Here is a 20,484-nt window from a genome sequence, read left to right as displayed (position 1 = left end):
TGCCCTCAGCGGAGCTCGGCGAGCACCTCGTTGAGCGCCTCGGTCGACGACGGATGCGTCCAGATGCCGTCGCGAAGGTCGCTCGCGGTCGCGCCGGCGCGCATCGCGAGGGCGACGAGGTTCACGACCTCCTGCGCGTCGACGCAGTGGAGGGCGGCGCCGAGCACGAGGTCGGTCTCGGCGTCGACGACGAGCTTCACGATGCCGTGCGTCTCGCCGACCGCCTTCGGCCGCGGCATCGCCGCGATGCCGGCGACGGCCTTCGCGCCAACGCGCACCGCGATGCCGCGCTCGCGAGCCTCGCGCTCGGTGAGGCCGACGCGGGCGAGCGGCGGGGTCGTGAAGATCGTGGTCGGCACGGCGACGCGGTCGTCGCGGCGGCGGCCGCCCGCGCCCGTGAGCTGCGCCGCGACGATCCGGTGGTCGTCGAGCGAGATGGGCGTGAGCTGCTGCCCGCCGTTGACGTCGCCGACGGCCCAGACGCGCTCGGCGCTCGTGCGCAGCAGCTCGTCGACGACCACGAACCCGCGCTCGTCGACGTCGACGCCGCCCGCCGCGAGGTCGAGCTCGGCCGTCGCGGGCGAGCGGCCGGTCGCGAGCAGCACCGCGTCGGCGTGCACGGGGTCCGCGCTCGTGACGACGGTCGCGACCGTCCCGTCGTCGTCGATGCGCTCCGTCTCGGCTCGGGTGAGGATGCGCACGCCCGCGTCCGCCAAGGTCGCCTCGACCGACTCGCGCACGTCGTCGTCCTCGGCGGGCAGGATCGCCGGACCGCGGGCGATGACGGTCACTGCGCTGCCGAAGCGGGCGAACATGCTCGCGAACTCGAGCGCGACGGCACCGGCACCGACGATCGCGAGCCGAGCCGGGACTCCCTCGAGCGCCTGCAGGCTCGTCGAGTCGTGCGTGCGCGGACCGTCGTCGCCCGGGATGCCCGGGCGCCGCGGGACCGTCCCGGTGCCGATCACGACGTGCTCGGCGCGGATCTCGAGCGCCTCGTCGCCGCCGGTGACGCGCACGGCGCGCTCGCCGACGAAGCGCGCCTCGCCGCGCACGAGCGTCACCGCGTCGACGGTCGCGAGCAGCTGCCGGTTCGCCTCCCGCAGCCGCTCGACGAGCCCGTCGCGCGTCGCGATCGCGCGAGCGAGGTAGGCGTCGGCGTCGTCGTCGGGCCTGCGCTGCTCGGCCTGGTGGACGAGCGCCTTCGTCGGCACGCACGCGACGTTGATGCACGTGCCGCCGAGCATCGCGTCGTCGCGCTCGACGAGCACCACGCGGCGCCCCGAGCGGCCGAGCGAGCGCGCGAGGGTCTTGCCGCCCTTGCCCCAGCCGAGCACGAGCACGTCGGTCTGGAGCCGGGCGGTCACCCGATCGCCCCCGCGATGATGCTCCACGGCTGGATCGTCTCGACCGTCACACCGGGCGCCGAGTAGTAGGGATCGGCGTCGATCGCCGCCCGCACCTCGTCGAGGTCATCGGTGTCGAACAGCACGAGCGAGCCCGACTGATCGCCGAAGGGCCCCGCGGCGACGACGAGCCCCTGCTCGTGCAGCTCGACGAGCCGCTCCCGGTGGCGCGGCCGCAGCTCGAGGCGCGCGGGGTCGTCGGTGAACGAGGCGATGACGGCGATCATGTCCCCAGCCTAGGCACGGGCGCGCCCGGATGGCGGAAGGGCGGATGCGCGACCGTGACCGGTGCGCATCCGCCCTCCGTCGAGCGGCGCGGCTCAGGCGTCGACGAGCGCGGCGCTCGAGGCGGCGACGACGCGCTCGACGAGCGCGCGGAGCGCCTCGATCGAGCGGGCGACGAACGCCGTCGGGTCGGCGAGCCGCATCGACTCGTCGAAGTCGCCCTGCTCGAACGCCATCTGCACGCCCTGCTCGTCGAGCGCGAGCCCGATGTAGGTGAGCACCGCCGCGAGCTGCGCGGCCGACGCGGCGCCGCCGGCCCAGCCGTACGAGACGATCGCGGCGGGCTTCCCGACCCACTCGTGCTTGAGGTAGTCGATCGCGTTCTTGAGCGCGGCCGGGTAGCCGGCGTTGTAGTCGGGGGTGACGAACACGACGCCGTCGAGCGCGTCGATGCGCTCGGCCCACGCGATCGTGTGCGGGTTCGAGCGCACGCCGGAGGCCGGCGGCATCGCCTCGTCGAGCAGCGGCAGGCGCAGCTCGGCGAGGTCGAGCATGACGGCGTCGGCGCCGGCGGCCTCGATGAGCTGGGCGATCTCGTCGGCGACGGGTCGGCCGACGCGCACGGGGCGCGTGCTGCCGACGATGATGCCGATCTGGGGGCGTGCGGACATGACTCTCCCCGGTGTCGGGGTGTGGGCACGGCGCACGCCTTCGGGCACCAGGTCGAGACAACTCGGTCGAGCGGATGCGCATTCCCGGCCCTCGAGGGCCGGTCACCGCATCCGCTCGATCCGGCTCAGGCGAGGAACGCGCGCGCGGCGGTCACCATCGCGGTCGTCGCGGTGTCGAGCGTCGGCTGCATCACCGGGATGAAGTTGGGGGAGTGGTTCGAGGGCACGTCGACGTCGAAGGTGCCGCGCTCGCGCGCTTGCGCGACGAGCGCCGGGTCGAAGCCGCCGTAGAACCAGTAGACGTAGGGCGCGCCCCACGTCGCGGGCAGGTCGCTGAAGTCCTCCGAGCCGAGCAGCGGCTCGGCGGGCGCGTGGGCCGCGCCGAACGCCTCGTCGAACGCCGCCGCGAGCCGGGCCGACGCATCCTCGTCGTTGATGGTGAGCGGCGCGGCGTCGCCGTGCTCGATCGTCGCGGCCGGGGCGCCCGCGACCTGGCACTCGCCCTGCACGATGCGCTCGATCGCGGCGAGCACGCGGCGGCGCACGGGCTCCTCGAAGGTGCGCACGTTGATCTCGAAGCGGGCCGAGCCGGGGATGATGTTCTGCTTCGTGCCCGCGTGGAACGTGCCGACGGTGACGACCGCGCGGTCGGAGGGCGCGACCTCGCGCGCGACGATCGTCTGCAGCCGCACGACCATCGAGGCGGCGAGCACGATCGGGTCGATCGTCTTCTCGGGCTGCGAGCCGTGGCCGCCGCGGCCGTGCACCGTGACGATGAGGTGGTCGCTCGCGGCCATGACGGGCCCGCCGCTCAAGCGCACCTCGCCGGCGGCGCCGGGCATGACGTGCTGGCCGAGCGCGATGTCGATGCCGCCCGGCAGCAGCGCCCGCAGCCCCTCCTGCATGCCGCGGGCGCCGTTGATGAGCTCCTCGGCGGGCTGGAAGACGGCGACGATCGTGCCCGACCAGTCGTCCTGGTCGGCGAGCACGCGCAGCGCGCCCTGCAGCGACGCCATGTGGGTGTCGTGGCCGCACGCGTGCATGACGCCCGAGACCTGCCCCTCCCACTCGTCGGTCGCGGTCGAGCGGTAGGGCACCTGCTCGACCTCGGTCACGGGCAGGCCGTCCATGTCGGCGCGCAGTAGCACCGTCGGCCCCTCGCCGCGGCGGAGGATGCCCACGACGCCGGTCGACTCGCCGACGCCCTCGTGCACCTCCAGGCCGAGCTCGCGCAGCAGCTCGGCCATGCGCGCCGCCGTGCGGTGCTCGCGGTTCGAGAGCTCGGGGTGCGCGTGCAGCTCGCGGTAGAGGTCTTCGATGAACGGGCGGTGGCGCTCGAGGGTCATGGCGTCAGCGTAGTCGCGACCAGTTGCCGCTCCGGCGGCCGCCGGTAGGATGGGGGCAGCTGTGAGGAGAGCCGTGACCGAGACTTCCGGGCCCTCGCAGGGACTGCACCCCTGGCACCTCCCTGCGATGCGAGCCGTCCCCGCGCTCGTCGTCGGGCTGCCGCTGCCGTTCGTGCAGCTGCACTCGGCGCTCGTGGGGCTCATCGCGCTCGCGGTGCTGCTCGCCGGCACCGCCGTCGCGCTGTGGCTCGGTCGCCGGCTCGTCCCCGCGGCCGCGGGCGGCTGGCCGACCCTCGTCGCCGCGTGGTCGGCCGTCATGGCCGTCGTCGCCGCGGTGCTCGCGGTCGCGCTGCCGACCGAGACCGCGCTCGGGCTCGCCGTCGCGGCGTGGGCGCTCCCGGCGGGCGCGCTGGAGCTCTCGGGCTGGTGGCGGATGCGCGAGGAGCGCGATGCGCGCACCCTCCGGCTCGCGCGCGACTGGCGCGCCGTCGCGGTGCTCACGATCGTGCTCGGCATCGTCTTCGCGTTCACGCGCGACGCCGTCACCCTCACCGGCCTCATCGGCGCCTACGCCGTGATCGTCGGCGTCTACCTCGCGCTCGCGGCGCTCTCGGCACGACCTGCGCGCGCCACCACCGAACCCGAGCGGAGCGACGCATGAGCGACCCCCTGAACTCTGGCCCGCAGCACGACGGACCCGTCCAGCCCACCCGCAAGCAGCAGCTCAAGCCCTTCGAGTACCTCGCCTTCGCGGGCGCGGCGGGCCTGTTCATCGGCCTCATCGTCTTCATGACCGTGCGCGACGTCGTGCTCGCGCTCGTCTTCGGCGGCGTCGGCTTCATCCTCACGCTGCTGCTCACGGCGACGCTCATGCTCGCGGTGAAGCCGAAGGGCCGCTCGTCGGCCGACCTCGACAAGCGCGACGGCTTCCAGCCGTGAGCCGAGCGGCGCTGCTCAGCCTCAGCGCCGTCGTCCTGCTCGCCGGCTGCAGCCCGACGGGCGCGAGCGCGCCGGCGCCGGGCGCCGCCGCCCCGATCGACGGTCCGCACCTGCGCGCCGAGGGCGTCGCCTTCGATCCCGTCGCGCACGACGTCGACCCCGGCGCGGAGTGCGAGGGGCGCGCTGGCCGTGAGGCGCTCGCGGTGCTCGACCGCGCTGCGTGGCCGGAGCTCGGCGTGCCCGCCGGCGAGGCGGTCATGCGCTGCGGCCGCGCCGACGGCGCGGGCTGGCGGCACATCGCCGACGGCCACACTGGCGACTTCGGCGAGCTCGCCGAGCTCATCGGCGCCGGCTGGGAGGACGTCGCGTGGTTCGCGATCGACCGCGCCCTCGAGCAGCCGACCCGCGTCGAGGAGTACCGCGACGACATCCTCAACTACGACGTGCTCGTCGAGCTCGTCGACGGCGGCGAGGCGACGCGCTCGTGGATGGTGACGGTCGGCGTGGGCCTCGGCTCCGGCCAGGTCATCACGGCCTTCCCCGACGAGCAGCGCTGACCGGGCGGCCGCCAGACCGCGCGCATCTCGCCCCTACCGCCCGCGTGAGGGCGGTGCTTCACTGACGCCATCACGATCGCGACTCGAGGAGGAGGCGCGCGATGGAGACGAAGCGACAGCCGCAGCCGGTGATCGACATCGCCGGCCTCATGCATGCCGCGCGGGCGGAGGCCCGCCGCGTGATGGAGGCGTCGAAGGGCGACCTCATCAGCGACCACGAGGCGATCCTCGACCGCCTGCAGACCGCGGAGCTCATCGACGGCGAGGAGGCGCGGACGCTGCTCGAGCTGTACCGCATCGGCTTCGAGGCCGGAGAGGGCAAGGGCGACGCGCAGCGCGCCTTCTTCGAGTCGCGCAGCATCTTCGACCGCATGGCTGCGAGCGGCACCGCGAGCCCCGTCGCGCTCGTCGTCGCCTCGGCCGCGGTCGGGTCCTTCGAGGTCGCGCCCGGCGACGACGGCTCGACGACCGTGACGATCGCCCGGCAGAGCTACGGCTCGAGCCTCGCGGGCATCGGTGCGGGCATCGGCGCGCTCATCGGCGGTCCCGCGGGCGGTGCCCTCGGCGGTGCGATCGGCGGCCTCATCGGCGGCATCGTCGACGAGAAGCAGGACAAGAAGAAGCCCTGACCGCCTGCCACGATGGGGGCATGCGCGATCTCGTCGACGTCGACTGGCTGGCCGAGCACCTGGGAGCGCCCGGGCTCGTCGTGCTCGACGCGAGCATGGCGCCGCCCGGCACCGACGAGCCGCTGCCGACCGAGGGCATCCCGGGCGCCGTGCGCTTCGACATCGACGGCCGATTCTCGCGGCAGGACGACGCGGATGGGCTCGGCCCCGTCGGCGTGCACGACGCGCTCGCGCCCGACGACCTCGAGCGGGAGCTGCGCTCGATCGGCCTCCGCGCCGGCGATCGCGTCGTCGCGTACGACGCGGCCGGCATGTTCTCGAGCGCCCGCGCGTGGTGGGTGCTCCGCGCCGCGGGCATCGACGCGGCCGTGCTCGACGGAGGGCTCCCCGCCTGGGTCGACGCAGGGCATCCGCTCGCCCCGGTCTCCGACACGACCGGGCGCGCCGGCGACGTGTCGGTGCGGTGGGATGCGTCGGCCCTCGTCGACGCCGACGTCACGGCCGCGGCGCTCGCGACGGGCGACGCGGCGGTGCTCGACGCGCGGTCGCCCGCGCGCTACTCGGGCGCCGAGCGGGATCCGCGACCGGAGGTGCGCGCGGGCCACATGCCGGGCGCTCGCTCGCTCCACTACGCCGCGCTCGCGCCCGGCGGCCGGCTGCTGCCGGAGGCCGAGCTCGCCGAGCGGCTCCGCGCGGCTGCGGGGGAGCAGCGGATCATCGCGAGCTGCGGCTCGGGCGTGACCGCCGCCGTCGTGGCGCTCGCCGCGACCCTCGTCGGCCGCGACGCGACGGTCTACGACGGCTCGTGGGCCGAGTGGGGCCGAGCCGACTCGGGCCGCCCGGTCGCGACCGGCGACTGACCGCGGGCGAGTCGCTCTTTTGAATCGTTCACGATAACTGCTACGGTGGAGGCGTGGACGGGACGGATGTCGAGCTGCTGCGCGAGCGCGGCCTGCGGGTGACGCAGGGCCGGCTCGCGGTGCTCGACGTGCTCGCGCGGATGCCCCACTCCGACGCTGAGGCGGTGCACCGCGCGCTCGCCGAGGCCGGCCACGGCACCTCGGTGCAATCGGTGCACAACGTGCTCGGCGACCTCACGGGCGCCGGCGTGCTGCGCCGCTTCGAGCCCGAGCGATCGCCCGCGCGCTACGAGCGCCGGATCGACGACAACCACCACCACGCCGTCTGCTCGAGCTGCGGCAAGGTCGAGGACGTCGACTGCGTCGTCGGGGAGGCGCCGTGCCTCCACGCCGACGCGCCGCCCGGATTCGCGGTGCAGGCGGCCGACGTGACGTTCGTCGGCCTGTGCGCCGAGTGCTCGGGCGCCGACCGCGCCGCCGGCTGACGGCACGCGCTCCCGGGCGACGGAGCCCATCCACCACCGCTCGCGCGGCCCGCCCGCGCGCCCATGACCACCAGCAGGACGAGAAGGACGGAACACGGATGACGAATCCCACCACGAACAGCGTCGGCACCCCGATCGGCAGCGACGCGCACTCGCAGAGCGTCGGCCCGAACGGCGTGATCGCGCTCACCGACCACTACCTGGTCGAGAAGCTCGCCCACTTCAACCGCGAGCGCGTGCCGGAGCGCGTGGTGCACGCCAAGGGCGGCGGCGCCTACGGCACGTTCGTCACGACCCACGACGTGTCGCAGTACACGCGCGCGGCGCTCTTCCAGCCGGGCGTCGAGACCGAGATGCTCGCGCGCTTCTCGACCGTCGCCGGTGAGCAGGGCAGCCCCGACACGTGGCGCGACCCGCGCGGCTTCGCGCTGAAGTTCTACACGAGCGAGGGCAACTACGACCTCGTCGGCAACAACACGCCCGTCTTCTTCATCCGTGACGGCATCAAGTTCCCCGACTTCATCCGCTCGCAGAAGCGCCTGCCCGGCTCGCACCTGCGCGACAACGACATGCAGTGGGACTTCTGGACGCTGAGCCCCGAGTCGGCGCACCAGGTGACGTGGCTCATGGGCGACCGCGGCCTGCCGAAGACGTGGCGCCACATGGACGGCTTCGGCTCGCACACCTACCAGTGGATCAACGCGGCGGGCGAGCGCTTCTGGGTGAAGTACCACTTCAAGACGAACCAGGGCAACGAGTTCCTCTCGCAGGCCGAGGCCGACCAGCTCGCGGGCAGCGACGCCGACCACCACATCCGCGACCTCTACGGCGCGATCGAGGACGGCGACTTCCCGTCGTGGACCCTCTCGGTGCAGGTCATGCCCTACGAGGACGCGGCGACCTACCGCTTCAACCCGTTCGACCTGACGAAGGTGTGGCCGCACGCCGACTACCCGCTCATCGAGGTCGGCCAGATGACGCTCAACCGCAACCCGGAGAACTACTTCGCCGAGATCGAGCAGGCGGCGTTCAGCCCCGCGCACTTCGTGCCGGGCATCGCGGCGAGCCCCGACAAGATGCTGCAGGCGCGCATCTTCAGCTACGCCGACGCGCAGCGCTACCGCATCGGCGTCAACCACGCCGAGCTGCCGGTCAACCGCGCCCGCACCGAGGTGCACTCCTACGACAAGGAGGGCTCGATGCGCCACGGCTTCGGCTCGCCCGCCGCGCCGGTCTACGCGCCCAACTCGTTCGGCGGCCCCGCAGCCGACCCCGCCGCGGCCGGCGACGACCGCGGCTGGGAGATGGACGGCGAGCTCGTGCGCTCGGCCATCACGCTCCACCCGGAGGACGACGACTTCGGCCAGGCGGGCACGCTCTACCGCGAGGTGCTCGACGAGCCCGCGCGCGAGCGCCTCGTCGCGAACATCGTCGGCCACGTCGGCAAGACCCGCGTGCCCGAGATCCGCGAGCGTGCCCTGCAGTACTGGAAGAACGTCGACGCCGACCTCGGCGCGCGCGTCGAGGCGGGCCTCACCCCCATCGTGGAGCCCCGCACGTCGCTCGCCTCCGAGCCGGTGCGCACCCCCGCGGTCTTCTAGCCCGCAGCACCCGAGAGGCCCGCGCCGGTTCCGACCGGCGCGGGCCTCTCGCGACTCTGCTCCGCCGGCACGTGCCGGGTCAGGGGCGCAGCAGCGCCTTGACGGCCCGGCGCTCGTCCATGGCGCGGTAGCCCTCGGCCGCGTCGGCGAGCGGGAGCTCGAGGTCGAAGACGGCGGATGCGTCGAGCTCGCCCGCGAGGACGGCGGGCACGAGCTCCGGCAGGTACCGGATCACCGGCGCCATGCCGCCGCGCAGCCCGATGTTGTTGCGGAAGGCGACGCGCCACGGCACTGCGGCGCCGTGCGGCACGCCCACGTAGCCGACGGTCGCGCCGGGCCGCGCGGCCTCGAACGCGGTGGTCATCGACTCCTCCGTGCCCACGCACTCGAGCACCGCATCCGCCCCCACGCCGTCCGTGAGCTCGAGCACGGCCGCGACCGCCGCGTCGCCGCGCTCGCCGACGAGGTCGGTCGCGCCGAACGCGGTCGCGAGCCGCTGCCGCTCGGGATTGCGCGAGAGGGCGATGATGCGCTCGGCGCCGAGGCGCTGCGCGGAGAGCACGCCGCACAGGCCGACCGCGCCGTCGCCGACGACGACGGCCGTCGAGCCGGGCGTCACGCCGGCCGAGATCGCCGCGTGGTAGCCGGTCGGCAGCACGTCGCTGAGCGCGAGCACCGCCGCGTAGCGATCGGGTGCGGGCGCCTCGTCGAGCACGAAGCACGTCGCGTCGGCGTTGGTCACGAGCGTGCGCTCGGCCTGGCCGCTCGCGGTCATCGCGAGCTCGACGCAGCCCTGCGTCTGCCCGGCGCGGCAGTGCGCGCAGCGGCCGCAGCAGTGGTTGAAGGGCACGACCACGAAGTCGCCCTCGCGCACGCGCTCGACGCCCGCGCCGACCGCCTCGACGACGCCGATCGCCTCGTGGCCCATCGTGCGCGGCTCCGGCACGTCGTTGACGCCCCGGTACGACCACAGGTCGGAGCCGCACACGCAGCCCGCGACGACGCGGACGATCGCGTCGGTCGGGCGCTCGACGACCGGATCGGGCCACTCCTCGACGCGGATGTCGCCAGGGGCATGCAGGATCGTCGCTCGCATGCACCCAGCGTGCCACGCCCGGCTGGGCCCGCCCCCGGGCGGCGGCTCAGAGCGGGCCGCGCGCGAGGATCGCGCCGTCGCGCTCGTCGACGACGAGCTCGACCGCATCGCCGACGACGGACGCGCTCACGCCGACGGGGAGGGCGAGCGCCCGCACGACGGCGGGCCGCGCCATCCGCACGCGCCACACGGGCACGTCGACCACGTCGTCGGCCGACCACGGCTCGCTCCGCTCGACGCCCGCGAGGTCGACGAACCAGCCGGAGTCGCGCGCGTCGCGCCCGGGGGCGCGCGAGAGCACGAGCTCGGGATGCGACTCCCAGCCCCGCACCGCCTCGACCTCCTGGTCGAACCGCACGTCCTGCGGCAGGACCCCCGCGGCGTTCAGCACGCGCACGATGCCCTCGGTCGTCTCGAGCGCGATCGTGAGGTCATCCGTGCGGCCCTCGCGCGCATCCGCCTCGAAGTCCGGCGAGCGGAGCACGAAGCCGTCGGCGCGCGCCTCCATGACGATCGGCGACCACGAGGACCAGACGACGAGCCCGTCGGTCCACCGCTCGCCGAGCTCGGCGAAGCGCTGCAGCAGCGCGTCGACCGCTGTCTGCAGGTCGGTGCGCGCCGTGGCGGAGAGGGTGCGGCCGTGCGCGGTGATGGTCGTCGTCGCTCGAGTCACCCCTCGACGCTAGCCGCAGGAGCGGGGAGTTCTGCCCATCGCCTGCGAGGGCGCGAGGGGATTGACTTGCGCTGCGACGCGATGAGAGGTGACGCACCATGGCCATGACGCTTCCCGGCGAGCTCGTCTGGGTGCTCGACATGCTCGACTACGAGTGGCCGCCGCTCGACGAGGACGAGCTGCGCCGCGCCGCGAGCATCACCCGCACGTTCCGCGAGGACCTCATCGCGTCGATGGAGGCGGCGAGCTCGCGCATCAACGACGACGTGCCTGCCGCGTTCAAGGCGGGCGCCGCGCGGAGCTACACGACGGCGTGGAACGAGACGCGCGAGCAGCACATGCAGCAGCTCGTCGACCTGCTCGAGCCCGCCGCGACCGGCATCGACGTCATGGCCGACGCCGTGGTGGCGCTCAAGGTGAAGGTGATCGCCGAGCTCGTGATCACGGCGGCGCAGATCGCGGCGGCGATCGCCACCGCGGCGCTCACCCTCGGCTTGAGCGCCGCGGCCAACGCGGCGATCATCGCCGCCCGGAAGGCCGCGCTCAAGATCGCCACGAACGTCGCGATCGAGGCGCTCCTGGGGCAGATCCTCTCGATGGTGATCGAGCCGCTCACCGAGGGCGCCGTCGCCCTGGTCGGCGCGATCGCCGACGCGCCGCTCGTCGAGGGCGCGATGGGCGAGGCGAAGGAGTTCCAGGCCGACTTCGCGGCGCTCGAGCAGGCGGCCGGCGACATCGAGTCGACCGGCGCCGAGCAGGAGCAGCTCGGCGCCCAGTACGTGCAGCAGATCGCCTCGCTGCAGATCATCCAGGGGTAGGCCGATGTCGATGTTGAGGAAGCTCGGCCGGGACGTCATCGAGGCGCTCGAGAAGGCCGGCAAGGAGTTCGCCGACTCGATGGGCGACCGATCGCGGCTGCAGGCGAAGCGGCTGCGCGAGATCGTGGAGGAGACGCGCCGCCGAGACGAGATCCTCGCGAGCCGGCAGCGCCGGCCCGACCGGCCGCGGCGGCACGACGCGCCCGACCCGGCGACGCCGAGCGCCGACGGGCTCGACGTGCCGGAGGTGCATCGCGGCCGCCCCGCCGAGTTCGGCGACGGCGACAGCGTCGACTACCGCAACAACTTCGCCGACGACCCCGACAACGCCGACGCGGCCGCGAGCTCGGTCATCCACCACGCCGTCGAGCAGCAGGTGCGGCGCCGGTACCCCGGCATCGACATCACGCCGGGCCAGATGCACTCGAGCGAGAACCTCCGCGGGATCCCGCGCGACGTCAACGGCCCGCTCCACCTCAGCGGCATCCGACGCATGTGGAACCAGTTCTACAACCACTACGACCGCATCGGTCGAGCGCCGACGAGTCAGGAGCTGCTCGACTACGCTACGTTGATCGACGACGCGTTCGGCGACCTGTTCGACCCGCCGATCCGGTGATCGTGCCCGCACCGAGGAGGTAGGCATGTACCAGCGCTTCGAGGCAGAGGTCGCCGGCGGCCTGGGGCCGGGCGTCGACCACGACCCGAGCCGCGAGCCGCGGCTCGTCGGCCCGCTGCACTACGAGTTCGACGGCTGGCTCGGCGACGACATCGTCACGACCTCCGGCTACTGGATCGTGAGCGCGCCGCTCGCCGATGCGCTGCGCGCGTCGACGCTCTCGGGGTTCGAGCTCGCCGAGGTCGTCGTGACGACCGAGCAGCAGTTCGGCGCCCTGCCCCTGCCGCGACCGTTCCCCGAGCGGTGGGAGCGGCTCGTGCCGACGGGCTCGCGCGCCGCGGGCGACGACGTCGTGCTCGAGGACCGCGTCGACCTGCTCGTGAGCGACGCCGCGCTCGCGCTGCTGCAGGAGTTCGAGATCGGCGAGGCGTTCACGACGCCCGCCGACGAGCCGCCGTTCGAGGGCGACGTCATGCAGCGGTTCCTCGCGCAGCAGCGCGCCAAGGGCAATCCGGTCTGACGACCGCGACGATACGGAGGGGATGCTCGTGAGCACGACGATCCAGGGTGAGCTCGGCCGCTACGCGGAGCTGATCGGGGCGCGCAAGGACGACCCTCGCGTGCTCGAGCTGCTGCAGCGCTCTCCGCACTTCCGCGAGCAGCAGCCGTTCGTCGACCCGTCGAGCGGCGCGGAGTGGATCGTGGTCGAGAGCGTCGCCGACGGCGTGCGGCTGCAGTTCCGCGACGGCGTGCTCGCGAAGGCCTCCGCAGAGGTGGCCGGGAGCGCGCACCTCGACGCGGCCGCGCACCCCGACGAGCTCATCGACGGACTCGACCTGCGCACGGCGACCGCCGACGACGTCGTCGCGCGCTTCGGGGCGCCGACGAAGCGCGGGCGCACGTCGCTGCAGTACGCGCTCGAGGGGGCGACGCTCACCGTCGCGTTCCTCGACGAGCGCGTGCGCGCGGTGACGGTCAGCGACGGCAGGCGCTGAGCGAGGCCGCCGCGGGCGCTCGGCCCTGACGCCTACGGCAGCCGGTCGACGAGCTCGCTCGCGAGCCCCGTGTAGGTGTGCGGGGTGAGGCGGCGCAGCCGCTCCTTCGCGCCCTCCGAGATGTCGAGGCGGTCGACGAACGCGACGAGCTCGGCCTGCCCGACCCGCTGGCCGCGCGTGAGCTCCTTGAGCTGGGCGTAGGGGTCGTCGATGCTCGAGCGGCCCGCGAGCACCTCGGCGCGGATGACCGTCTGGATCGCCTCGGCGAGCACCTCCCAGTTGCCCTCGAGCGCGGCGTCGAGCGCGGCGTCGGAGACGGCGATCTCGCCGAGGCCGCGGCGGAGGTTGTCGAGCGCGAGCAGCGAGTGGCCGAGCGCGACGCCGATGTTGCGCTGCGTCGACGAGTCGGTGAGGTCGCGCTGCAGCCGGCTCGTCACGAGGGTGGCCGAGAGCGACTCGAGCAGCGCCGAGGCGATCTCGAGGTTGGCCTCGGCGTTCTCGAACCGGATGGGGTTGATCTTGTGCGGCATCGTCGACGAGCCCGTCGCGCCCGCGACGGGGATCTGCGTGAACGCGCCGAGCATGATGTACGTCCACACGTCGGTCGCGAGGTTGTGCAGGATGCGGCCGGCGTGCGAGATGGCGCCGAAGAGCTCGGCCTGCCAGTCGTGCGACTCGATCTGGGTCGTGAGCGGGTTCCACGTGAGGCCGAGCGAGGCGACGAACGCGGATGCGGTGGCGGGCCAGTCGGCGTCGGGCTCGGCGACGACGTGGGCTGAGAACGTGCCGGTCGCGCCCGCGAACTTGCCGAGCACCTCGACGCCCTCGATGCGCTTCGCCTGCCGCTCGAGCCGCCACGCGACGACCGCGAGCTCCTTGCCGAGTGTCGTCGGCGTCGCGGGCTGGCCGTGCGTGAGCGAGAGCATCGGCCGGTCGCGCTGCTCGACGGCGAGCTCGCGCAGCCGGTCGATGACCGCGCGGAGCGCCGGCAGCCAGACGTCGTGCACGGCCGCGCGCACCGTGAGGGCGTAGGAGAGGTTGTTGATGTCCTCGCTCGTGCACGCGATGTGCACCGCCTCCGAGAGCCGCTCGAGCCCGAGCTGCGCGAGCCGGTCGCGCACGAGGTACTCGACCGCCTTGACGTCGTGGCGCGTGACGGCCTCCTTCTCGGCGAGCCAGTCGATCTCCGCCTGCCCGAACCCGGCCGCCCACTGCCGCAGCGCATCCGCATCGCTCGCCTCGACCGGGCTCGCACCGAAGAGCCCGTGCTCGGCGACCCACAGGAGCCACTCGACCTCGACGTGCACGCGCGCACGGTTGAGGCCGGCCTCCGAGAGGTGCTCGGAGAGTCCCGCTACCTGCCGCTGGTAGCGGCCGTCGAGCGGCGAGAGGGGCTGGGCGGGCATCGTCATGGGGCTCCTTCAGGCGCGGAGGGCTGGCTGGATCTGGCGGAAGAGCCGGCCGACCGCGGTCTCGATCTGGCGGAGGACGGTGCCGAAGAAGGCGTCCTCCGAGTAGTAGGGGTCTGGCACGTCGGGCACGGTCGCGTCGGGGTCGAACGAGAGCAGCAGCCGGATCTTCGAGCGCTGCTCCTCGTCGCGCGCGAGCGAGCGCAGCGCGCGCTCCTGCCCGCGGTCGAAGGCGATCACGAGGTCGAAGGCGTCGAGCCAGTCGGCGCTGAACTCCTTCGCGCGGTGGGCGCCGGCGTCGTAGCCGGCCTCGACGAGCGTGCGGAGCGTGCGCGCGTCGGCGGTCTCGCCCACGTGGTAGTCGCTGATGCCGGCGCTCGCGACGAGCAGCCGGTCGGCGACGCCGTGCCGCTTCGCGAGCTGCTCGAAGACCGTCGCCGCCATCGGCGAGCGGCAGATGTTGCCGGTGCAGACGAAGCAGACGCGGAAGCGCGTCGCATCGGCGAGCTCCCGTTCGATCGTCACCGACCCATTCTGGCGGATGCGGTGCTCGAGCCGCGCGGGCCGCGCGTTCTCCACAGGCGCGCCCGCGCGCCGCCCGAGCAGGCCGACGCCGGTGCCATCGTGCCGCCCACGGCGGAGGGAGCGGCGATGACGGTGGTGACGGCTGCGGCGGCTGCGGCGCTGCGCGCTCGCGCGGTCGACGAGGCACGGGCGGCGCAGCACGCGGTGCGGCGGGCGCGGTCGCGGATGCGCGACGCGGCCGACGTCGTCGTGCTGCGCGGGCAGGCCGACTGGCTCGGGCCCGCGCGCGAGGCGTTCGACGAGCGCTGCCGGCGGCTGCGCGAGCGGATCGCGGCCGAGGAGCACGAGCTCGCGATGCTCGAGCTGTCGATCGAGGGAGCGCTGTGACCGCGCCCAAGGCCTCGGCTCCCGTCGCGTGGGACAGCACGGTGACGGGCGTCGCGAGCGCGCGGCTCCGCGAGGCCGAGTGGCGCGTGCGGGGCGCCGCCCTCGCCCTCCGCTCGGCGCCCGACCTGCGGGTCGCGGCCGCCCCCGGCGTGAGCGTCGCGGCGCTGCGCTCGTGCGCGGCAGAGCTCGAGCTGCGGCGCGCCGCCGCCGAGGCCATCGTGGCCGACCTCGAGCGGCTCCACGACGACACCGTGCTCGCCGGCCGAGCCTACGAGCTCGCGTCGGATGCGGTGCTCCGGGCGGTCGAGGAGCTCGCGGGCGGCGCCGCCTACGCGGCCGGCGTCGGTGCGCGGGCGCTCGTCGGCGCGGCCTTCGGCGCGGCGCTCGGCACGGTCGGGCTGTGGGGACCGGCGCTCGCCGCCGGGGTGGGCGGCGCGCTGCTCATCGGCCTCGTGGCGGTGCCGCTCGCGGCGCGGCTCGCGGCGCTGCATCCCGCGCAGGCCGCCGCGGTGACCGCGCTCGCCGAGCGCGCGGGCCGCGCGGTCGAGCCCTTCCTCGCCCAGGCATCGGCGTTCTGGGATCGCTCGAGCGAGCAGCTGCTCGCGAACCCGGCCTTCGTGACGGCGCTCGCGCTCGCGGTCGAGTCGAGCGACGAGGCGCTCGCTGGCTTCCTCGGGGTGCCGGTCGGCACGGCGCGCGCGATCGAGTCGACCGTCGGGCAGGACGAGCTGCTCGCGGGCCTCGTCGGCGGCGCAGTCATCGCGACTCGCGTCGGCGGCGGCCTGCGGCCGGTGCGGGTCGCCGCGCTCACGCCGGCGACGCCGCACCGCGCGCCCGTCTCGACGCCCGCCGCCGCGATGCGAGTCATCCGGGATCAGCCCGGGCAGGTGTCGATCCACGAGCACCGCATGCCCGACGGCTCGCGCCGGTTCCAGGTCTTCGTCGACGGCACGCAGGACATCGGGCTCGACGACCTCGCGAACGTCGAGAACGCCGCGTCGACGCCCGCCGCGCTGCTCGGCTCGGATCGCGCGGTCGTCGAGGCGATGGAGGCGGCCGGCATCGGGCCCGACGACCCGGTCGACGTCTTCGGCTACTCGCAGGGCGCCGGCGCGGTCGCGAACGTCGCGGCGAGCGGGCGCTTCAACGTCGAGACGGCGCTGCTGATCGCGGGGCCGGTCGCGACCGCCGAGCTGCCGCCGGGCGTCGCGGTGCTGAGCGTTGCGCACGAGGGCGACCTCGTGGCGGCGAGCGACGGCATCGCCGACGGGGCGGGTCCGACGACGATCCTGCTCGAGAGCGCCGGCGGCCACGGCTCCGGTGCGCTCGCCCGGCACTCGCGCGCCGAGTACCTCACGACCCTGAAGACGACCGACGACTTCGTCGTCGCGCACTGGCAGCAGCACCTCGCCGAGGCGACCGCGGGCGGTCGCGGCGTCGCCGCGCACGACGTCGCGCTCGAGCGGCGGTGAGGCTCGCGTGTCCAGCCGACGTCGGGGCGCGCTCACTATGGTCGTCGCGTGGACGAGCAGCGATCGCCCGAGAGCCCCCAGCAGCCGAGCGTCGTGGTGGTCGGCCACGCGGCTCGCGACCTCGTCCTGCGCGCCGGGTCCCTGCCCGACGCCGGCGGCAGCGCCGCCGTCGACGAGCGCATCGAGCGCCTCGGCGGCAAGGGCGCCAACATCGCCGTCGGGGTGCGCCAGCTGCACCCGAGCGCCGCCGTCGCGCTCGTGGCGGCGCTCGGCGACGACGCCCCCGGCGAGTCCGGGCGGCGGGAAGCGGTCGCGGCAGGCATCGACGTCTCGCTCGTCGCGCGCCGCGGCGGCACCGCGCTGCTCGTCGACCTCGTCTCCGGCGAGGGGGAGCGGCGCCTGCTCGAGCACGTCACGCCCGAGTCGCAGGTCACGACCGCCGACGTCGACGCCGCCGAGGCGGCGCTCGCCGGTGCCCATGTCGTCGTGCTGCAGCTCCAGCAGCCCGCGGACGCGCTCGTGCGCGCGGCGCGCATCGCCTTCGAGGGCGGCGCGCGCATCGTGCTCGACGGCGCGATCGAGGGCGACGAGCGCGACGAGCTGCTCTCGGTCGCCGAGGTCGTGCGCGCCGACGCGGAGGAGGCGTCGATCCTCGCGGGCGTGGAGGTCGCGACGCGCGACGACGCGCGCCGCGCCGCCGAGGGGCTGCTCGGCCGCGGCGCCCGCGTCGTCGCGCTCTCGGTGCCCGACGAGGGCGACCTCGTCTGCTGGCACGGCGGCGAGCGCTTCCTGCCGCACGTCGAGCAGCGGGTCGTCGACCCGACGGGCGGCGGCGACGCGTTCGTCGCCGGCATCGTGACGGGGATGCTCCTCGGGGCCGAGCCGGGGCGGATCGGCGAGATCGCCTCCCAGGCGGCGGGCTCGACGGTGCAGCGCCTCGGCGGCCACCCGGAGCTCTCGCCGCCGGTGGAGGAGGGGTGACGGGGCCGCTCGGCTTCGACGTCGACCCTTGGAGCCTCGGCCTGACGGGCGTCGACGTCGACCGGCTCGCGCATCGCGAGTCGCTCTTCGCGCTCTCGAACGGCCACATCGGCTGGCGCGGCAACCTCGACGAGGGCGACCCGCGCGGCGAGCCCGGCAGCTACCTCAACGGACTGTTCGAGGAGCGGCCGATGCCCTACGCCGAGGAGGGCTACGGCTACCCCGAGGTCGGGCAGAGCGTCATCAACGCGCCGAACGGGCAGATCGTGCGGCTGCTCGTCGACGACGAGCCGTTCGACGTGCGCGAGGGCACCCTCGCGCGGCACGAGCAGCGCCTCGACCTGCGCGCAGGGGTGCTGCGTCGCGACGTCGAGTGGATCTCGCCGGCCGGCCGCGCGGTGCGGTTCACGACCGAGCGGCTCGTCTCCTTCACGCACCGCTCGATCGCGGCGGTGCGCTGCGTCGTCGAGCCGGTCGACGAGGCGGTGCGCGTCACGCTCCAGTCGGACCTGCTCGCCAACGAGGGGCTCGAGGACGTGCACCACGACCCGCGGGTGCAGGACGCCCTCGAGCGGCCGCTCGAGCCGGTCGCGCACCACGCGCGCGGGGGCGCCGCGACGCTGCTGCACCGCACGCGCCGCAGCCGGCTCGGGGTCGCGGTCGCGATGCACCACGTCGTCGAGCGCGCCGGCGCCGCCGCGCCCTCGGTCTCGACCGACGCATCCGACGACCTCGCCCGCACGACGATCGTCGCCGAGCTCGAACCCGGCGAGCGGCTCGAGGTCGTGAAGCTCGTCGGCCACGAGTGGTCGGCCGAGCTCGCGCCCGCGACCTTGCGCGCTCGCGCGGAGGCGGCCGTCGACGACGCGCTGCGCGACGGCTGGACGGGCCTCGCCGAGGGGCAGCGCACTCGGCTCGACGAGCACTGGGCGTGCGTCGACGTCGAGGTCGAGGGGAGCCCGCGCCTGCAGCAGACGGTGCGGTTCGCGCTCTTCCACGTCTTCCAGTCGGCCGTGCGGCTCGAGCTGCGCTCCGTGCCCGGCAAGGGCCTCACGGGGAAGGGCTACGAGGGGCACACCTTCTGGGACTTCGAGGCGTTCGTGCTGCCCGTGCTGACATCGACCCTACCGGAGGCGGCGGCGCAGGCCCTGCGGTGGCGGCACGCGACGCTCGACCGAGCGAGGGAGCGCGCGAGGCACGTGCGGCTCGGCGGCGCGACGTTCGCGTGGCGCACGATCGACGGGCGCGAGAGCTCGGGCTACTGGCCGGCGAGCACCGCCGCGTTCCACGTCAACGCCGACATCGCCGCGGCGGTGCTGCACTACGTGCGCTCGACGCGCGACATCGCGTTCGAGCGCGAGGCGGGGCTCGAGATCCTCGTCGAGACGGCGCGGCTGTGGCGCTCGCTCGGCCGCCTCGACCCCGATGGCGGCTTCCACCTCGACGGCGTGACGGGGCCCGACGAGTACTCCGCCCTCGTCGACGACAACGTCTACACGAACGTCATGGCGCGCCGGAACCTCGAGGGCGCCGCGGCGGTCGCCCGCCGGCATCCGGACGTCGCGGCCCGGCTCGGCGTGCACGACGACGAGATCGAGGCGTGGGAGGCGGCGGCCGCGGCGATGGTCGTCCCCTTCGACGAGCGCCGTGGCGTGCACCCGCAGTCCGCGCGGTGGACGGAGCAGGCTCGCTGGGACTTCGAGGGCACGCGCGAGGACGAGTACCCGCTCCAGGAGCACTTCCCCTACGTCGAGCTCTACCGCAAGCAGGTCGTGAAGCAGGCCGACCTCGTGCTCGCGCTGCTGTTCGGCCACGACGCCTTCACGCTCGACGAGAAGCAGCGCGACTTCGCCTACTACGAGCCGCTCACGGTGCGCGACTCATCGCTCTCGGCCGTGCCGCAAGCCGTGCTCGCGGCCGAGCTCGGCCACCTCGAGCTCGCCGCCGACTACCTCGCCGAGGCGGCGACGATCGACCTCGACGACCTGCAGGGCGATGCGGATGCGGGCGTGCACCTCGCGTCGCTCGCGGGCGTGTGGATCGCGATCACGGCCGGCTTCGGCGGCATGCGCGAGGGCGAGGACGGCCTCTCGTTCGCGCCGCGGCTGCCGCCCGGGACGACGCGGATCGCGTTCGGCATCCGGGTGCACGGGCGCGTGCTGCGCGTCGAGATCGAGCCGGAGCGGTCGACCTACCGGCTCGAGGCGGGCGAGCCGCTCTCGATCCGCCACTTCGGCGACGAGCTCGAGCTCACCGCGGGCGAGGCGGTCAGCGCGCCGACGCCGCCGCTCGAGGTGCGCGGCGAGCGGCCGACGCAGCCGCGGCACCGCGCGCCGCGGCCCTTCCGCGAGGCGCTCGGCGACGGGGCGTAGGCGGGGCTCAGCGCTCCCTCGGCCGCTCCTTGCCCACGACGGGCCGCATGACGATCGTGATGAGCCACGTGAGGAACGCGATGCACACCGCCGCGAGCATCCCCCACCAGAACGACTCGACCCGGATGCCGAAGCCCACGGCCTCCGAGATCCAGTGGACGATCATGAGCAGGAAGGCGTTCACGAACAGCGCGACGATCCCGAGCGTCAGGATGTAGAGCGGGAACGCGACGATCCGGATGAGGTTGCCGATCGTCGCGTTGATGACCGCGAAGACGAGGGCGACGCCGAGCGTCGTGAGCGCCACGTGCCACCACTCGTCGCCGAAGGGCACGATCTCGATGCCCGGCACGAAGAGCGTGACGAGCCAGATGGCGACGGCGGTGAACACGACGCGCAGCAGGAATCGCATGCAGCC

24 protein-coding genes are annotated in these 20,484 nt (G+C 74.3%); 15 read left to right on the top strand and 9 right to left on the bottom strand.

Going from position 1 to position 20,484, the window contains the following annotated elements; translation table 11 throughout:
* Positions 1 to 5 precede the first annotated feature (5 nt).
* The 4 genes from L332_RS22610 to L332_RS22595 all read right to left on the bottom strand — a co-directional run bounded on the left by L332_RS22610 (position 6) and on the right by L332_RS22595 (position 3,648).
* Positions 6 to 1,394, bottom strand: coding sequence for a dihydrolipoyl dehydrogenase family protein (locus L332_RS22610; RefSeq protein WP_235045080.1), 1,389 nt, complete (start codon positions 1,392 to 1,394; stop codon positions 6 to 8).
* Positions 1,364 to 1,633: a YciI family protein gene (locus L332_RS22605; RefSeq protein WP_021010577.1), complete on the bottom strand. Its 270-nt coding sequence runs from the start codon at positions 1,631 to 1,633 to the stop codon at positions 1,364 to 1,366. The genes L332_RS22610 and L332_RS22605 overlap by 31 nt, the downstream gene beginning before the upstream one ends.
* A gap of 93 nt (positions 1,634 to 1,726) precedes the next feature.
* On the bottom strand, positions 1,727 to 2,302 hold the full coding sequence (locus tag L332_RS22600) for an NADPH-dependent FMN reductase (protein WP_021010576.1): 576 nt from the start codon (positions 2,300 to 2,302) through the stop codon (positions 1,727 to 1,729).
* A 125-nt stretch (positions 2,303 to 2,427) separates the two neighbouring features.
* The gene (locus tag L332_RS22595) at positions 2,428 to 3,648 is read right to left on the bottom strand and encodes an amidohydrolase (RefSeq protein ID WP_021010575.1); all 1,221 of its coding nucleotides are present in this window, start codon (positions 3,646 to 3,648) and stop codon (positions 2,428 to 2,430) included.
* A 73-nt stretch (positions 3,649 to 3,721) separates the two neighbouring features.
* Here L332_RS22595 and L332_RS22590 point away from each other — a divergent pair, with 73 nt between their 5' ends.
* The 7 genes from L332_RS22590 (at position 3,722) to L332_RS22560 (ending at position 8,719) form a co-directional block, all read left to right on the top strand.
* The gene (locus L332_RS22590; protein ID WP_021010574.1) at positions 3,722 to 4,309 is read left to right on the top strand and encodes a hypothetical protein; all 588 of its coding nucleotides are present in this window, start codon (positions 3,722 to 3,724) and stop codon (positions 4,307 to 4,309) included.
* Positions 4,306 to 4,587 (top strand): hypothetical protein, encoded by a 282-nt coding sequence (locus L332_RS22585; RefSeq protein ID WP_021010573.1) that lies wholly within the window; start codon positions 4,306 to 4,308, stop codon positions 4,585 to 4,587. Before L332_RS22590 ends, L332_RS22585 begins: the two co-directional genes overlap by 4 nt.
* A complete protein-coding gene (locus tag L332_RS22580) occupies positions 4,584 to 5,144 on the top strand; it encodes a hypothetical protein (RefSeq protein ID WP_021010572.1) in 561 nt (186 codons plus the stop codon). The genes L332_RS22585 and L332_RS22580 overlap by 4 nt, the downstream gene beginning before the upstream one ends.
* 101 nt (positions 5,145 to 5,245) lie before the next feature.
* Complete coding sequence (locus L332_RS22575) at positions 5,246 to 5,773, top strand: hypothetical protein (RefSeq protein ID WP_021010571.1); 528 nt, start codon at positions 5,246 to 5,248, stop codon at positions 5,771 to 5,773.
* A 20-nt stretch (positions 5,774 to 5,793) separates the two neighbouring features.
* The gene (locus tag L332_RS22570) at positions 5,794 to 6,633 is read left to right on the top strand and encodes a sulfurtransferase (protein WP_021010570.1); all 840 of its coding nucleotides are present in this window, start codon (positions 5,794 to 5,796) and stop codon (positions 6,631 to 6,633) included.
* 53 nt (positions 6,634 to 6,686) lie between these two features.
* Positions 6,687 to 7,118: a Fur family transcriptional regulator gene (locus tag L332_RS22565; RefSeq protein ID WP_021010569.1), complete on the top strand. Its 432-nt coding sequence runs from the start codon at positions 6,687 to 6,689 to the stop codon at positions 7,116 to 7,118.
* A gap of 98 nt (positions 7,119 to 7,216) precedes the next feature.
* Positions 7,217 to 8,719, top strand: a complete 1,503-nt coding sequence (locus L332_RS22560; protein ID WP_021010568.1) for a catalase — start codon at positions 7,217 to 7,219, stop codon at positions 8,717 to 8,719.
* 79 nt (positions 8,720 to 8,798) lie between these two features.
* Here the strand turns inward: L332_RS22560 and L332_RS22555 are convergent, their stop codons facing one another.
* Together L332_RS22555 and L332_RS22550 are read right to left on the bottom strand one after the other, a co-directional pair.
* Entirely contained in the window at positions 8,799 to 9,815 is a 1,017-nt protein-coding gene (locus L332_RS22555) for a zinc-binding dehydrogenase (RefSeq protein ID WP_021010567.1), read from the bottom strand.
* Between the two features lie 46 nt (positions 9,816 to 9,861).
* Positions 9,862 to 10,488, bottom strand: coding sequence for a hypothetical protein (locus tag L332_RS22550; RefSeq protein WP_021010566.1), 627 nt, complete (start codon positions 10,486 to 10,488; stop codon positions 9,862 to 9,864).
* Positions 10,489 to 10,586: 98 nt separating this feature from the next.
* On the opposite strand from L332_RS22550, the gene L332_RS22545 reads away from it, so the two are divergent.
* The 4 genes from L332_RS22545 to L332_RS22530 are packed head-to-tail and all read left to right on the top strand — an operon-like array spanning position 10,587 to position 12,920.
* Positions 10,587 to 11,306, top strand: coding sequence for a WXG100-like domain-containing protein (locus tag L332_RS22545; RefSeq protein ID WP_021010565.1), 720 nt, complete (start codon positions 10,587 to 10,589; stop codon positions 11,304 to 11,306).
* A 4-nt stretch (positions 11,307 to 11,310) separates the two neighbouring features.
* Entirely contained in the window at positions 11,311 to 11,925 is a 615-nt protein-coding gene (locus L332_RS22540) for a hypothetical protein (RefSeq protein ID WP_021010564.1), read from the top strand.
* Between the two features lie 25 nt (positions 11,926 to 11,950).
* Positions 11,951 to 12,445: a hypothetical protein gene (locus L332_RS29445; protein WP_021010563.1), complete on the top strand. Its 495-nt coding sequence runs from the start codon at positions 11,951 to 11,953 to the stop codon at positions 12,443 to 12,445.
* A 28-nt stretch (positions 12,446 to 12,473) separates the two neighbouring features.
* Positions 12,474 to 12,920, top strand: coding sequence for a hypothetical protein (locus tag L332_RS22530; RefSeq protein WP_144061053.1), 447 nt, complete (start codon positions 12,474 to 12,476; stop codon positions 12,918 to 12,920).
* A gap of 32 nt (positions 12,921 to 12,952) precedes the next feature.
* Here L332_RS22530 and purB read toward each other — a convergent pair whose 3' ends face one another.
* Positions 12,953 to 14,332, bottom strand: a complete 1,380-nt coding sequence (gene purB, locus L332_RS22525; protein ID WP_021010561.1) for an adenylosuccinate lyase — start codon at positions 14,330 to 14,332, stop codon at positions 12,953 to 12,955.
* Positions 14,333 to 14,341: 9 nt separating this feature from the next.
* Entirely contained in the window at positions 14,342 to 14,854 is a 513-nt protein-coding gene (locus tag L332_RS22520; RefSeq protein ID WP_021064997.1) for a low molecular weight protein-tyrosine-phosphatase, read from the bottom strand.
* 126 nt (positions 14,855 to 14,980) lie between these two features.
* Here L332_RS22520 and L332_RS22515 point away from each other — a divergent pair, with 126 nt between their 5' ends.
* Genes L332_RS22515 through L332_RS22500 form a run of 4 tightly spaced genes read left to right on the top strand, consistent with a single transcriptional unit; the run spans position 14,981 to position 20,066 of the window.
* Positions 14,981 to 15,241 carry a hypothetical protein gene (locus L332_RS22515; RefSeq protein WP_021010559.1) on the top strand — a complete coding sequence of 87 codons (261 nt, stop codon included), beginning with the start codon at positions 14,981 to 14,983 and terminating at the stop codon, positions 15,239 to 15,241.
* Positions 15,238 to 16,713 (top strand): serine/threonine-protein kinase, encoded by a 1,476-nt coding sequence (locus tag L332_RS22510; RefSeq protein ID WP_021010558.1) that lies wholly within the window; start codon positions 15,238 to 15,240, stop codon positions 16,711 to 16,713. The genes L332_RS22515 and L332_RS22510 overlap by 4 nt, the downstream gene beginning before the upstream one ends.
* Positions 16,714 to 16,761: 48 nt before the next feature.
* Entirely contained in the window at positions 16,762 to 17,694 is a 933-nt protein-coding gene (locus tag L332_RS22505; RefSeq protein ID WP_021010557.1) for a PfkB family carbohydrate kinase, read from the top strand.
* Positions 17,691 to 20,066, top strand: a complete 2,376-nt coding sequence (locus L332_RS22500) for a glycoside hydrolase family 65 protein (protein WP_021064995.1) — start codon at positions 17,691 to 17,693, stop codon at positions 20,064 to 20,066. The genes L332_RS22505 and L332_RS22500 overlap by 4 nt, the downstream gene beginning before the upstream one ends.
* Before the next feature lie 7 nt (positions 20,067 to 20,073).
* On the opposite strand, the gene L332_RS22495 is transcribed toward L332_RS22500, so the two are convergent.
* Positions 20,074 to 20,478 (bottom strand): phage holin family protein, encoded by a 405-nt coding sequence (locus L332_RS22495; protein WP_021010553.1) that lies wholly within the window; start codon positions 20,476 to 20,478, stop codon positions 20,074 to 20,076.
* Between the last annotated feature and the right edge of the window lie 6 nt (positions 20,479 to 20,484).

Origin of the sequence: Agrococcus pavilionensis RW1 (assembly GCF_000400485.1) — a bacterium.
Taxonomy (GTDB): domain Bacteria; phylum Actinomycetota; class Actinomycetes; order Actinomycetales; family Microbacteriaceae; genus Agrococcus; species Agrococcus pavilionensis.
The sequence above is the reverse complement of the archived record's forward strand: the minus strand, read 5'-3'. Positions and strand labels throughout refer to the sequence as shown.

What these genes read in the sequence shown, in the direction of transcription:
- L332_RS22605 (WP_021010577.1), bottom strand. Translation starts at nt 1,633, where the DNA reads ATGATCGCCGTCATCGCCTCGTTCACCGACGACCCCGCGCGCCTCGAG.
- L332_RS22600 (WP_021010576.1), bottom strand. Translation starts at nt 2,302, where the DNA reads ATGTCCGCACGCCCCCAGATCGGCATCATCGTCGGCAGCACGCGCCCC.
- L332_RS22595 (WP_021010575.1), bottom strand. Translation starts at nt 3,648, where the DNA reads ATGACCCTCGAGCGCCACCGCCCGTTCATCGAAGACCTCTACCGCGAG.
- L332_RS22585 (WP_021010573.1), top strand. Translation starts at nt 4,306, where the DNA reads ATGAGCGACCCCCTGAACTCTGGCCCGCAGCACGACGGACCCGTCCAG.
- L332_RS22575 (WP_021010571.1), top strand. Translation starts at nt 5,246, where the DNA reads ATGGAGACGAAGCGACAGCCGCAGCCGGTGATCGACATCGCCGGCCTC.
- L332_RS22570 (WP_021010570.1), top strand. Translation starts at nt 5,794, where the DNA reads ATGCGCGATCTCGTCGACGTCGACTGGCTGGCCGAGCACCTGGGAGCG.
- L332_RS22560 (WP_021010568.1), top strand. Translation starts at nt 7,217, where the DNA reads ATGACGAATCCCACCACGAACAGCGTCGGCACCCCGATCGGCAGCGAC.
- L332_RS22555 (WP_021010567.1), bottom strand. Translation starts at nt 9,815, where the DNA reads ATGCGAGCGACGATCCTGCATGCCCCTGGCGACATCCGCGTCGAGGAG.
- L332_RS22545 (WP_021010565.1), top strand. Translation starts at nt 10,587, where the DNA reads ATGGCCATGACGCTTCCCGGCGAGCTCGTCTGGGTGCTCGACATGCTC.
- L332_RS22540 (WP_021010564.1), top strand. Translation starts at nt 11,311, where the DNA reads ATGTCGATGTTGAGGAAGCTCGGCCGGGACGTCATCGAGGCGCTCGAG.
- L332_RS29445 (WP_021010563.1), top strand. Translation starts at nt 11,951, where the DNA reads ATGTACCAGCGCTTCGAGGCAGAGGTCGCCGGCGGCCTGGGGCCGGGC.
- purB (WP_021010561.1), bottom strand. Translation starts at nt 14,332, where the DNA reads ATGACGATGCCCGCCCAGCCCCTCTCGCCGCTCGACGGCCGCTACCAG.
- L332_RS22515 (WP_021010559.1), top strand. Translation starts at nt 14,981, where the DNA reads ATGACGGTGGTGACGGCTGCGGCGGCTGCGGCGCTGCGCGCTCGCGCG.
- L332_RS22495 (WP_021010553.1), bottom strand. Translation starts at nt 20,478, where the DNA reads ATGCGATTCCTGCTGCGCGTCGTGTTCACCGCCGTCGCCATCTGGCTC.